The sequence below is a fragment of the Janthinobacterium sp. SUN118 genome, assembly GCF_030397695.1.
Classification (GTDB): domain Bacteria; phylum Pseudomonadota; class Gammaproteobacteria; order Burkholderiales; family Burkholderiaceae_D; genus Janthinobacterium.
Genome location: NZ_JAPUBV010000005.1, coordinates 300,891 through 313,488, shown reverse-complemented (window position 1 = coordinate 313,488; position 12,598 = coordinate 300,891). Strand labels below are relative to the sequence as shown.

At 67.7% G+C, this 12,598-nt stretch carries 11 protein-coding genes; 3 read left to right on the top strand and 8 right to left on the bottom strand.

Going from position 1 to position 12,598, the window contains the following annotated elements; translation table 11 throughout:
* The first annotated feature begins 4 nt into the window (after nt 1–4).
* Nucleotides 5–802 (top strand): ATP-binding cassette domain-containing protein, encoded by a 798-nt coding sequence (locus O0880_RS25410; RefSeq protein WP_071324742.1) that lies wholly within the window; start codon nt 5–7, stop codon nt 800–802.
* Nucleotides 803–806: 4 nt separating this feature from the next.
* Here the strand turns inward: O0880_RS25410 and O0880_RS25405 are convergent, their stop codons facing one another.
* The 6 genes from O0880_RS25405 to O0880_RS25380 all read right to left on the bottom strand — a co-directional run bounded on the left by O0880_RS25405 (nt 807) and on the right by O0880_RS25380 (nt 7,172).
* Entirely contained in the window at nt 807–1,247 is a 441-nt protein-coding gene (locus O0880_RS25405; RefSeq protein ID WP_289889328.1) for a hypothetical protein, read from the bottom strand.
* Nucleotides 1,244–2,686: an efflux transporter outer membrane subunit gene (locus tag O0880_RS25400; protein WP_289889326.1), complete on the bottom strand. Its 1,443-nt coding sequence runs from the start codon at nt 2,684–2,686 to the stop codon at nt 1,244–1,246. The genes O0880_RS25405 and O0880_RS25400 overlap by 4 nt, the downstream gene beginning before the upstream one ends.
* Nucleotides 2,683–3,762: an HlyD family secretion protein gene (locus O0880_RS25395; RefSeq protein WP_289889324.1), complete on the bottom strand. Its 1,080-nt coding sequence runs from the start codon at nt 3,760–3,762 to the stop codon at nt 2,683–2,685. The genes O0880_RS25400 and O0880_RS25395 overlap by 4 nt, the downstream gene beginning before the upstream one ends.
* A gap of 38 nt (nt 3,763–3,800) precedes the next feature.
* The gene (locus O0880_RS25390; RefSeq protein WP_289889323.1) at nt 3,801–5,357 is read right to left on the bottom strand and encodes an MFS transporter; all 1,557 of its coding nucleotides are present in this window, start codon (nt 5,355–5,357) and stop codon (nt 3,801–3,803) included.
* Nucleotides 5,358–5,469: 112 nt separating this feature from the next.
* Entirely contained in the window at nt 5,470–6,378 is a 909-nt protein-coding gene (locus O0880_RS25385; protein WP_289889321.1) for a LysR family transcriptional regulator, read from the bottom strand.
* Nucleotides 6,379–6,473: 95 nt separating this feature from the next.
* Entirely contained in the window at nt 6,474–7,172 is a 699-nt protein-coding gene (locus O0880_RS25380) for a UPF0149 family protein (protein ID WP_071326624.1), read from the bottom strand.
* A 103-nt stretch (nt 7,173–7,275) separates the two neighbouring features.
* On the opposite strand from O0880_RS25380, the gene O0880_RS25375 reads away from it, so the two are divergent.
* Both O0880_RS25375 and O0880_RS25370 read left to right on the top strand, forming a co-directional pair.
* Entirely contained in the window at nt 7,276–8,289 is a 1,014-nt protein-coding gene (locus tag O0880_RS25375; RefSeq protein WP_071324736.1) for a serine/threonine protein kinase, read from the top strand.
* Between the two features lie 231 nt (nt 8,290–8,520).
* Nucleotides 8,521–10,944 carry a hypothetical protein gene (locus O0880_RS25370; protein ID WP_289889320.1) on the top strand — a complete coding sequence of 808 codons (2,424 nt, stop codon included), beginning with the start codon at nt 8,521–8,523 and terminating at the stop codon, nt 10,942–10,944.
* A 40-nt stretch (nt 10,945–10,984) separates the two neighbouring features.
* Here the strand turns inward: O0880_RS25370 and O0880_RS25365 are convergent, their stop codons facing one another.
* Nucleotides 10,985–11,938 (bottom strand): hypothetical protein, encoded by a 954-nt coding sequence (locus O0880_RS25365; RefSeq protein WP_083411953.1) that lies wholly within the window; start codon nt 11,936–11,938, stop codon nt 10,985–10,987.
* Between the two features lie 265 nt (nt 11,939–12,203).
* Nucleotides 12,204–12,578 (bottom strand): hypothetical protein, encoded by a 375-nt coding sequence (locus O0880_RS25360; RefSeq protein WP_071324734.1) that lies wholly within the window; start codon nt 12,576–12,578, stop codon nt 12,204–12,206.
* Nucleotides 12,579–12,598 lie beyond the last annotated feature (20 nt).

Below are 12,598 nucleotides of genomic sequence, written 5' to 3'. Positions count from 1 at the left end.
GCGCATGACGCCGTTACTGGAATTGACGTTCGCCACCACGAAACTGGGCCAGCAGTATTTTGGCCCCTTCAATGTGCAGGTCCATGCCGGCGAACGGGTCGCCATCCTCGGCCCCAGCGGCGCGGGCAAGTCGACCCTGCTCAAACTGATGGCGCGCGAATTGCGGCCGCAGGCGGGGCAGGTGGCGTTTGCCGGCCGTGCGCTGGCGCAGTGGCCGCTGGCCGAACTGGCTTTGCGCCGCGCCGTGCTGCCGCAAGGCTCGCACGTGGCCTTCGGCTTGTTGTCGGACCTGGTGATCGGCCTGGGACGGGTGGCGCGCCTGGCCGACCCGCAGCTGGAGCGCATCGTGCGGGACGCTGCCGCCCTGGCGCACGCCTCGCATCTGCTGGGCCGGAGCATGGACACCATGTCCGGCGGCGAGCAGGCCAGGGTGCAGCTGGCGCGCATCTTCGCGCAGATGTGGGACGTGGAAAACGGGCTGATACTGGTCGACGAGCCGCTGGCGGCCCTCGATCCCGGCCTGCAGTTCGACTTGCTGGAAAGCCTGCAGCAGTTTTGCGCGGCGCGCGGCCACGCCGTCATCGCCATCCTGCACGATATCAATCACGCCTTGCTGGGCTTTGAGCGGCTGCTGCTGGTGCGTTCGGGCCAGCTGACCGCCGATATCGCCAGCGATGCGGCGGCGGTTCCCGCGCTGGCGGCGCTGTACGGCATCGCGCTGACGACGGCCACCAACAGCGAAGGCGACGTCTGCGTGATACCGGCGAGGCGCGCCAGCGCCGTGCGCCGCCTGCGCGCCTGAAGCATCAACTTTCAGCTTCTGGCGCCGCGCGCGGCCGCGCCATCCTGCCGCTGCCCAGCAGCCAGACCATCAGCGCGTCCGCTTCTTCGCGCGTGGCCGCCACTTCCTGCACGATGCCGAAGGCTTTCATGGCGCCGGCCGCCATCGCCTGCAGGCGCGCGCGCTCCTGCGCATCGGCTTCGACCGAGACCAGGCCCCGGCAAATGGCGGCCAGCGCCACCTTGTTATGCTTGAGCCACAGGCCGCGCCGCTTGCGGTCGACGTGCGCTTCGTCGCTGCGTTCTGTCTCGAACAGCATGACGAACGGTACGCCATGGCGCAGCAGGGCGTCCATGTCGTTTTCCCACAGCGGCGCATAGCCGGTGATGGCCGTTTCGGGACGAAAGCGCACGATGGGAAAATCGCTGACGTCGTGGATGGCAAAGAGGGCGGTGTCGGGTTTCATGGTGTGTTTCCTTGTGCGCTAGTGAGTGGGAATGCCTGCCAGCCGCCGCCCAGCGCCTTGTAGACCTGGACCAGCGACAGCGATGCGGTGGCGCGGCTGTCGACCAGCGCCGCCTCGTTGTTGATCAGGGTGTTTTGCACGTGCAGCACGTTGATCAGGTCCGTGCCGCCCTGGCGGTATTGCAGTTCCGCGCTGGACAAGGCGCGCCGGCCCTGGCGCACCGCCTCGTCGAGACTGGCCTGGCGGCGCGCATTGGCCTGGTAGCCGGACAGCGCGTCTTCCACCTCGTGCCAGGCGGCCAGCACCGTCTGGCGGTAGGCGATGGCCGCTTCCTGCTGCTGCGCCTCGCGCAATTGCAGGTTGCCGCGCAGGCGGCCGCCATCAAACAGGGGCACGCTGAAGCCGGGGCCGATGGCAAAGCGTTTGGCGTCCCAGCCGATGTCGCCCAGCTGCATGGCTTGCAGGCCGACGCTGCCCGACAGCGTGATGCGCGGATAAAAGTCGCCGTGCGCCACGCCGGTGGCGGCGGTGGCCGCATGCAGCTGCGCTTCGGCGCGGCGGATATCGGGGCGGCGCTCGGCCAGGCCGCTCGGCACGCCCAGCTGCACTTGCGCCGCCATGGCGGGAATGTCACCGCTGGCGGCCAGTTCGGCCTGCAAGGCTTGCGGCGGCAGCGCCAGCAGCAGGCTGAGGGCATTGGCCAGGCGCGCTTCGCGCTGCTGCAGCGGCGGCAGGCGCGCCTCGATGGTGGCCACATGGGCGGCCGCTTCGGCCACGTCGAGTTCCGTCGTCACGCCTTCGCGCAGGCGGATGCGCGTCAATTCCAGCGTGTGGCGCGCGATGGCCAGCAGTTTTTCCGTGATGGCCAGCGTTTGCTGCGCGCCGCGCAGTTCGATGTAGTCGCGCGCCGTTTCGGCCAGCACGGCCAGCAGCACGCCGCGCCCGGCTTCCACGGCCACGTCGACGCGGGCGTCGGCCGCTTCCACTTCGCGCCGCACGCGGCCCCACAGGTCCAGTTCCCAGGCCGCGTCGAGGTTGCTTTGCCACAGGTTGTAGGCGGACTGCCCATTGTGGCGCGACGGGTCGCTCAAGCCTTGCGCGCTGTTGCGCGCGCGGCCGTAGCTGCCATTCGCGCCCAGCGACGGGCCTTGCGCGGCGCCGGCCACGCCGCGCGCGGCGCGGCTTTGCTCCAGCCGGCTGGCTGCCGCCAGCACGTCGAGGTTGCTGCTGGCGGCGCGCTGCACCAGCGACGACAGGGTCGCGTCGCCGAACGCATCCCACCAGCGCCGTTCGATGTCGGCATCCTGCTGCGCGGCGAAACGGGCGTCGTCCGCCTGGCGCCATTGTTGGCCCAGCGGCGCTTGCGGGCGCTGGAAGTCGCTGCCCACCGTGCCGCAGCCGGCCAGGCCGAGGGCGGTCATGAATACCAGTGTCTTCATCGCGCGCTCACCTGGCTGACCTGTTGCGGATTTTGATAGCGGATGGCCGTATCGATGCGCACTTCGGCCGACATGCCCACGCGCAGGCGGCTGTCGCCGTCCTGGCCGGGATCGAGCGCGATCCTGACGGGGATGCGCTGCACCACCTTGGTGAAATTGCCGGTGGCGTTTTCCGGCGCGATGGCGGCAAACGTGACGCCGGTGGCCGGTGCGATGCTGTGCACGGTGCCGCGCAGGGGGGCGCCCGGATAGGCGTCGACCGTGATGCTGGCGCTCTGGCCGCGGCGCACGTGGGTCAGCTGGGTTTCCTGCAGGTTGGCGACGACGAAGGTGCGGTTCAACGGCACCACGGCCATCAGGCTGGCGCCCGGGTTGACGAGGGCGCCCACGCGCACGGCGCGGCGGCCGACGACGCCGTCGATGGGGGCCAGCAGCTGCGTGTGCGACAGGTCGAGCTCGGCCCGCTGCAGGCCGGCGCGGGTGCGCAGCAGGGCCGCTTCGGCGGCGCCTTGCTGCGCCTGCAGAATCTCCGTCTGCTTGTGCGCGGAGACGAGGGCGGCGCGGTTTTGCGCCACGCGGGCCTGGCTCACGTCGAAGCGCGATTGCGCCTGCTGCGCGTTCTGCACGCTGCCCGCGCCCTGGCCGGCCAGGTGCTGCGAGCGTTCCAGTTCCTGTTTCGCCAGCTTTTGCTCGGCCAGGTTGGCCTCGACGAGGGTGGTGGCCTGTTCGATCACCGATTGCTGGCGCTGCAGGGTGCCGCGGGCATTGCCCAGCTGCGCTTCGGCGCCGGCCACGTCGGCGTGGGCCGAGGCGACGGCCGCCTGGTAGTCGCGGTCGTCGATGCGCACCAGCAGCTGGCCCGCCTTGACAGCCTGGTTGTCTTCCACCAGCACCTGTTGCACGATGCCGCCCACCTTGGGGGAGAGGACGGTGTAGTCGGCGCTGACAAAGGCGTCGTCGGTCATCTGTTCTTCGCTGCGGACAAACAGCAGCTGCCAGGCGCCATACGCGAGGGCGCAGGCCAGCAAGGCCAGGCCGAGGAGGAATGCGCGCGAGCGCAGGATGGGGATATTCATGGTGATGCTCTTTCGTGGAGTAAAACGGGGGTGAAGATTCAGGCGGCGCGCGGCGGATGGACGCGCGTCGGCATGATGGGAATGATCACGATCATGGCCAGCGCGATGGCGGCCACCGTGAGGTACAGGTCGGACGAGGTCAGGGTGACCACCTGTGCATGCATGCGCGCACCCAGGCCGGCCATGTCGACGCCCTCGGGCAGGTTGCCCAGGCGTTCGCTCAGCACCGTCGAGTGAAAGTGGTTGCGGCGCGTGATCAGCGCGTCGAGCACGGCGCCGGCGACGACGGCCGACATGCCCTTGATGGTGTTGAACCAGGCCGAGGCGAACGGCCCGTCCTGCGGCGCCAGGCCCGTGGTGGCCAGCAGCAGCAAGGGAATCACGGCCATGGGCTGGGCGAAGATCTGCATCGCCTGCAGCAGGTAAAAGTGCGTGCGTATCCAGTCCGGCGACATGCGCGCGCCTAGCACGCACGCCAGCGCCAGCAGGCCCAGGCCGATGGCCAGCACCCAGCGGCAGTCGACGGCGCGGATATTGCACAGGGCGGCCACCAGCGGCAGGGCGATCAATTGCGGCAGCGCCACCATCAGCATCACGGGCGCCGTCTGCAAGGGGCGGTAGCCGTGGACCTGCGCCAGGTAGGACGAGGGAATCAGGATCACGGCCAGCAGCACGAACAGCACGCCGCCCAGGGTCAGCAGGGCGTGGCTGAGGTTGCGCCGCGACAGCAGTTGCAGCTTGAAGAAGGGCAGCGGATGCGACCATTCGTTGATGAAGAACAGGACCAGCAGGGCGACGCCGCCGCCCAGCAGCACGCAGATCAGCGGCGAATGGAACCAGTCCAGGCGTTCGCCCTGCAGCAGGCCGACCACCAGCATGCTGATGGCGGGCAGGCCAAGCAGCAGGCCGCGCCAGTCGAACTGGCGCAGGCGCTCCAGGCGCAGCGGGTCTTGCGGCAAGCCCCAGGACACCATCAGCAGGGCGGCGATGCTGCCCGGGACGATTTGCCAGAACGCCCATTGCCAGCCCAGGTATTCGGTCCAGAAGGCGGCCAGCGGCGTGCCCAGGCTGGGGCCGAAGGTGGCGCTCAGGGCGTAGCCGCCCAGGCCATACAGCTTGATGTTGGGCGGCAGGAAGCGCAGCGCCACCGTCATCAGCATGGGCGGCAGCGCGCCGCCGGCCGCGCCCTGCACCACGCGCAGCACGATCAGCACGGACAGGTTGGGCGCGAACGGGCATAGCACGCCGGCGGCCATGCAGGTGACGATGGCGGCCAGGGTGATGCGCCGCAGCGAGAAGGTGACGGAGCACCATGGCGCGAAGGCCATGGCGGAGACCGAGGCGGCCGCATACAGGGCGACGAGCCAGCTGGCATCGTCGCGCGCAATGCCCATCGCGCCGCGGATGTCGGCCAGCGCGATCTTGGTGATGTTTTCATTCAGGCCGGAGACCAGCACGGCCAGCAGCACGCCGGCCAGGCCGGTCGCCAGGCGCAGGCCAAAGACGGCCGCTGCGGGCGGCGCCGCTGGCGCGGCAGGGGAGGGAGGGGGCGGCGCGGCCGCAGGGACGGCGCCGGATAGCGGTACAGCAGACACAGGGAACTCCGTGGACGAGAATCAGTCCACGCAGTATAGGCAGCGCTTAATATTGTGAAAATTGATCATTGAGGAATGCTCGATTGCGTCTGGCGCAACTATTCGGCCAGCCTCACTCCTCGCCGCAGACGTCCTTCAGCATGCGCCGCAGCCATTTGTGCGCGTGGTCGTTGTCCAGGCGCGGGTGCCAGGCTTGCACGATTTCCACGCTGTCGACGGGCAGCGGCAGTTCGAACGGGCGCAGTTTCAGGCCCAGGCGTTCGACGATGGGCAGCATGTGGCGCGGCATCAGCGGCAGGATCAGGTTGGAATCGGCGACGGCGAAGATGGCCGAGTGAAAATTGGCGGTGATCAGCGAGACGCGGCGCGCGTGCCCCCGCTCGGCCAGCGCCGTGTCGAAGGGGCCGCGCGCCAGGCCCCGGCGCGAGACGCTGATATGGTCGTAGGCCGTGAAGCGGGCCAGGTCGACGGGGCCGTCAAACACGGGATGGCCGGCGCGCGCGATGCCGACGAACGAGGTGGTAAACAGGTGCTGCAGCTTGATGTCGGGCGCGAAATTGCGCATGGAGCTGATGTACAGGTCGATGCGGCCCGCCTGCAGGGCGTCGCCATCCGTTTCGCCATCGCCTTCGGGCACGAAGCGCAGCACCGTGTTGGGCGCATGGCGGGCCAGCAGGTCGCGCAGCTTGCCGCCATAGGCGCCGACAAACACGTCGTTGGCGCGCAGGCTGAAGGTGCGCTCCAGCGTGCGCAGGTCGATTTCGCGGCCCGAGGTGAAGACGGCGTGCGCCTGTTCCACTACGCCGCGCACCTGTTCGCGCAATTCCAGCGCGCGCGGGGTGGGCGTCAGGCCGCGGCCGGAGCGCACGAGGACGGGGTCGCCGATGGCGTCGCGGATGCGCGCCAGGGTGCGGCTCATGGCCGGCGCGCTCAGGTTCATGCGCCGCGCGGCGGCCACGGCGCTGCCTTCCTCGAGCAGGATGTCGAGGGCGACGAGCAGATTCAGGTCGGGGAGTTTCATGCGGCGATTATAGCGCCGGCATCGGTGACGGCGGGCCGGCACGGCAGGCATGCGCCGGCAGGGCGCCGGCGCATCACGATTGCATCAGGGCGCGATCATTCCGCAGCGCCGTCGGCGCCGCAGCATTTCTTGAACTTCTTGCCGCTGCCGCAAGGGCATTCGTCGTTGCGGCCCACTTTCGGCTCGTCGCGTTTCAGGGTTTGCACGGGAGCCTTGCGGCGCGGCACCCAGAAACGGTGGATGGCAGGCAGGTTCGCTTCCAGTTCCTGGGCCAGCTTGTGCGCCTTGACCGGGTCTTCCACCAGTTTCAGTTCTTCTTCCTTGATTTCGTCGGCGCCCAGCAGGTAGATCGGCTGCATCAGTTCGGCCACTTCGGAATCCCAGATCTCGTTCCACGAGCCAGGACGCAGTTCCATGCCGTCCCAGAAGCCCCAGCACCAGGCTTCGGCATCGATCAGGGTCTGGCCTTCGTAGTCGTGCTCGACGAACAGGGCCTCGAATTCCTTCGGCGCCACTTCAAACGTCACCAGCACTTCGTTCATGAAGCGCATGATCAGGTTGACGATGCGCTCTTCTTCCTTGCTGTTCTTGAATTTCGGTGCATCTTCGGCATCTTCGCCCCACACGCGCGGCAACCACTCGGCCGGCATGATCGGTTCCGGGCCGATGGCCACGGCCGTCAGATAGCCGTGCAGCATATCCATGGTCATGGCGTCTTCGGAGCACCGGTCCGACAACAGGAATTGGTCTAATTCGTCAAATTCTTTTTCTGATAATGGCTGTTCGAGTTGCATGGCTTGCTCTTTGATTGAATGTAAGCTGCCAGTATACGCCTTGCGGCGCTTCATCACCGAAGTGTTTGCACCCGCGGCCCGCGCGCGCCTTACAATGTCGCTTATGCACAATGAAAACCAGCCGCACGAGGACGCCCGGCCCGTCCATCCTTTCTCCGCACTGAGCCCCGACTGCGTGCTCGACGCCCTCGATAGCGTGGGCCTGCGCGGCGATGGCCGCCTGCTGGCGCTCAATAGCTATGAAAACCGCGTCTACCAGGTGGGCATCGAGGACAGCGCGCCGCTGGTGGCGAAGTTTTACCGCCCCGAGCGCTGGAGCGACGCCGCCATCCTGGAAGAACACGCGTTCGTGTCCGAACTGGTCGAGCGCGAAATTCCCGTCGTGCCCGCGCTGGCCATCGACGGCCGCACCCTGCACCAGTTCCAGGGCTTCCGCTTTGCCGTCTTCCCCCGCCATGGCGGACGGGCGCCCGAACTCGATGACCCGCTGACGCTGGAATGGATAGGGCGTTTCATCGGCCGCATCCATGCCGTCGGCGGCCTGTCCGCGTACAAGGAGCGTCCGGCGCTCGATCCGGCCACCTTCGGCGTCGAGCCGCGCGACTTCCTGCTGGCGAACGACTTTATTCCACCCGAGCTGCTGGCCGCGTATGCCAGCGTGGCGCAGCAGGCGCTCGACGGCGTCAGGCGCTGCTACGACCGTGCCGGCGACGTCGCCGTGCTGCGCCTGCATGGCGATTGCCATGGCGGTAACGTGCTGTGGACGGACGCCGGCCCGCATTTCGTCGACTTCGACGACAGCCGCATGGGACCGGCCATCCAGGACCTGTGGATGATGCTGTCGGGCGAGCGGGGCGACATGGTACGCCAGATGAGCGACATCCTGGCCGGCTATGAGGACTTCTGCGATTTCGATCCGCGCCAGCTGTACCTGGTCGAAGCGCTGCGCACGCTGCGCCTGATCCACTATTCGGCCTGGCTGGCGCGCCGCTGGGACGATCCGGCCTTCCCCGTCGCCTTCCCGTGGTTTAACACGCAGCGCTACTGGCAGGACCGCATCCTGGAATTGCGTGAACAGGTGGCGTTGATGGATGAAGCGCCGCTCTGGCCAATTTAGGCGCGCGCTACACGCCCATGGCGGCGTTGCATTGTCTGGGCGTACCCTTCGTGCTGCCTTCGGCAATGCGCCTTGCCCTGAGCATGTTCTCGGACGCCTACGTCCGCATCAAATCCTGAAAAGAGCGGTAAAACCGCCTCTTCTTGCCGCGCTGATTTGTGCATGCCTGCTCGATAATGGTGCTAATAAATTCCCATAAGCAACGGAATTCACCCGAATAAGCGAGAAATCATGCAAGCACAGCAAAATCAGCGCCAGGCCGCCTCCCTCACCGTCGCCTACTCGGCCGATGACGAGTTCGACCAGGACAGCATCGTCTCGCTGCATGATTTCAAGGACCTGGAGAGCAAGGCCGAGGCGCCTGCCCCCGCCGCCATGTCCGCGCCGCAGGCCGAGCAAGAGCCGGATGGCGAGGTCAAGGCGCCGGCCGCCGGCCGCCAGCAAATGGAATTGAAGGCCATCCACGAAGCGATCGCCCGCGTGGAAGCGGAAGCGAAAGCCACCTGCGCCGCCGAAAGCCGTGCCCTGGCCGAGGCGCGCGTGCGCTCTCTGGCCGAGGACCGCGCCGCCATCGACGCCGCCGCCGCCGCCGCCGCGCAGCAGAACGCGCAAGCGGCCGAAGAGGCGATCGCCGCCAACCGCGAGCGCCTCGACACCATGCGCGCCGCCGCGCAAGCAAGCGTGGCGCGCCTGGAAGCGGTCAAGCAGGAAACGGCCGAACTGCGCGCCCGCGTGGAATCGGACAATGAAATCCGCCTGGCCGCGGAACAGCGCGCCCGCGCCGAGCAGGAAAGCCGCTTGCGCGCCAGCGAACAGGTGGCCGTGCAGTCGGAACTGGCCGAGCTGGCCGCCCGCGCCGCCGAGGAATTGCAGGTGCAGACGGAGCAGGCGCGCCTGCAGGCCGTCGAGCGCGTCGCTGCCGTGCAGGCGGCCAAGGAGGAAATGGTGGGCATCGCCTCTGCCGATGCGCGCGTGGCCGTGCTGGCCCGCGAGCGCGAGCGCCATGCCCACGGTGCGCGCCAGACGGCGCAGATGCTGGCCGAAGCGGAAAGCGAGGCGCTGGAATTGACGGTGCAGCGCGAGCGCGCCGACCAGATCGCGCTGGAATCGGCCTTCAACCGCGCCGCCGCCGAAGTGCGCGCGCTGGAAGAGGCGCGCGCGCTGGCGCACCTGGAGCAGGAACGCGAAGCCATCGCCCTGGCGCAGGCCGAATCGGAGCGCCATGCGGCGCAGTCCCTGCGCTTGCGCCTGCAAACGGAAAAGGAATTGCGCGATGCGGCCATCCACCGCGAACGCCTGGAAATGGTGGCAGTGGCCAGCGCGCAGGCGCGCCGCGATGCGGACGTGCGCATCCTGGCCGCCACCGAAGCGCGCATCGAAGTGGATCGCCAGTTGCGCGCCGTGGCGCTGGCCCGCGTCGCCGCCGAACAGGATGCGGAAATCGCCGGCCACGCCAAGCTGGAGGCGGAAACGGCGGCCCTCGAAGAAACCAAGGCCCGCGAAGCGGCCGAGCAGGCCGCGGCCGTGGCGGCGGCCCGTGAACTGGAAGAACAGCAGCGCGCCGCCGGCCTGGCGCACGAACGCGCCGAACTGGCGCGCCAGGCGGCGCAGCTGGCCGCCAGCCGGAATGAAGCGGAACAGGCGGAAGTGGCGGCCGGCGCGGCGCAACTGGCCATGCAGGCGGAAACGCTGCAGCTGGCGCAGCAGAAGGCAGAACAGGCGGCCAGCCTGCTGCAGGCAGAGCAGGAGCGCCTGGCCGCGGAACAAGCGGCCATCGCCGCCCTGAAAGACAAGCTGGAAGCGGAAGCGCAGGCATTCGCCGCAGCGCAGGAACGCATCGCCGCCGAACAGGCGCAGGCAGAGCTGCTGCGCGGCCAGCAGGCCGCCGAACAGGCCTTGCAGCAGGCATCGGAAAAGGAAGCGAACGCCATCCGCATCCTGATGGACCAGGCGCTGGTCGAAGGCGAACAGAAGGCGGCCGCCGCGCAAGCCGTGCAGGCGCAGGCGCGCCTGGCCGTGGAATTGGGCCAGGTGCATAGCGAGCGCGCCCGCGTGGAAGAAGAAAAAGCCCGGGCAGCCGATGCGCTGCTGGCGTCCGAGCGCGATTTCGTCGCCGCCGAACGCGAATCGCTGGCGCTGATCGCGCAAAAACTGGTGCAGCAGCGCCAGACGACGGCAGCCGAGGAGCGGGCGTCGCAAGCCATCGCCGGCCGCCTGGAAGCGGAAAAGCAGGCGACGCAGGCGGCCGAGGCGCGCGCCGCGCTGGAACAGGAAGCGCTGGACGCCATGCGCCAGCGCGAACGGCTGGAACTGGCCGCGCAGCAGGCCGCCGATGAGAAACTCGACGCGCAGCAAGCCTTGCTGGCCAGCGCGCAGGCCCACGCCGCATTGCAGCGCAAGGCGGCCGACACGACGCGCGCCATGGCTGCCGCCAGGCAGCAACTGCTGGAGCTGGAAACGGCCAATGCGCAGCAGCAGGAACGCGAACTGGCCGCCCTGCGCGCCAGCCTGGAACAGCAGCAGTGCGCCTTTTCCAGCTCCCTGGCCGCGGCCCGCGCCAAGGCTGAACAGGTGAGCTCGGCCAGCCTGGCGCGCGAAGTGATCGAGCGCCTGACGCAGCCGAACGAGGCTGGCGCCGTCTGGCGTTCGCGCTAACTGGCTGTGGGGGCCGTCCCGTCGGGACTGGCCCCAGGCATCAGAACTTCCGTCCCACCCCCACCAGTATCACGTCCGCGTCGCGGTGGTAGTCCGTGACGACGCGGTTCCACGCCACTTGCGCCACCCAGCGGCGATCGAAGTGGTAGCGCGCCGCGGCTGACAGCAATCCCGTCAGGCGCGTGCCGTGACCCTGCGTGTCGCGGCCATCCCAGGCCAGGTAGGGGCCGCCGCCCATGCCGAATTCCACCTTTTCATTGAGCGAGCGGATCAGCCACAGCTGGGCGGCCACGCCGCGCCGGTGCGCCAGGTCGGTGCTGCCTTCATCGAGGGCGGTGACCGTCCAGTCCACGTATTTTCCCGCCGCGCGCCGGTATTCCAGCGTGAACGGGCGCGCAGTTTCGGAGCGGAAGCTGTTGACGATGGTATGGCCCGTCGACACGGTCAGGGTGTCGTCATGCGCCCAGTTCTGCAGATGCAGCTTGGCGCCAGGCACGCCGTCATAGCGGTAGCCGGCGCCGATCAGCAGGTGCGTGGTGGCGTCCTTGCCGCTGGGCAGGATGCGGTTCACCTGGGCTTGCGCATACCAGCGGTTGTCGAATTGCCAGCGCGCCTGCAGGCTGAAGATGGTGCCCCAGCCGTGGTCATTGTCGAAATTATGCGGTGCGTCGTCCGTCTTGGCCGTGTCGAAGAAGAAGTAGCGGCCCACGCCGGCGCCCAGGGTCAGGCCCCGGTCCACCTTTTTCGTGCGCAGCCAGGCCTGGCCCGCCATGCCGTCGCGGTGGTGGTCTTCTGGATGGCCCTCATTGATGTACGACAGGCTGACGGCATTGTAATCGCCGACCGGCTGCGTGTAGCTGACGGCGGCGACAAAGGTGCGCTCGCTAGTGCTGTTGACTTTCAGCGAGCCGGCCATGCCGGAAATGTCCTGTGCCTGGGCGCACAGGGGGAGCGAGGCGGCCAGCAGGGCCAGGATGCGGAATCGGCTGCGCATGAGGTTTCCGAGGAGAGAGATGGACACGCTAACGGTGGGCTGGCTGGGCGTGCTGCGCTGACGCAAGCATCTTGTGTTTTTATTACACCAATGAACAGTTCCAGTCAGAACTAATTGTAATAGTGTATAAGAAAGTGAGAATGTGTGAGGCGCGCAAGAATTCTTGTCAGGAATTCAATGAAGGGAAAGGCGGGACGGGAAGGGGGCGGCGGAATGGCGCCGGCGCGTGCATGGCCGGCCGGCGCTTGTTGCGGAAACGCTGTTGTTACTGGCTCAGGACGACCTTGTCGGCATAGTATTCGGTCTCGCCGAAGCACTGCGTCGGCACGCCCTTGTGCTGGCTGTAGGTGACGAGGATGCGCTTGCCGGCCGCGGCCGACAGCTGTTTGGCCACTTCCTCATCGCGCACGCTGAACTGGAATTTTTCCGGGATGGTGCCCGGCAGCGCCGTCAGTAGCAGTTCGCCCTCCCATGTCTTGCAAATCCAGCCCCGCTTGGAGAACTTTTGCAGGTAGCCCGCCCGTTCGCCTTCCGAGTACGAGAAACTGAGGGCCATCCACGTGTAGGCTGCCAGCAGCAGGAAGCCGGCCACGAGGAAGATGACGAAGGCGAAGGTGACTTTTTTGGTCGTAGGGGTCATGGTAGGGTTTTAAAGGTGAA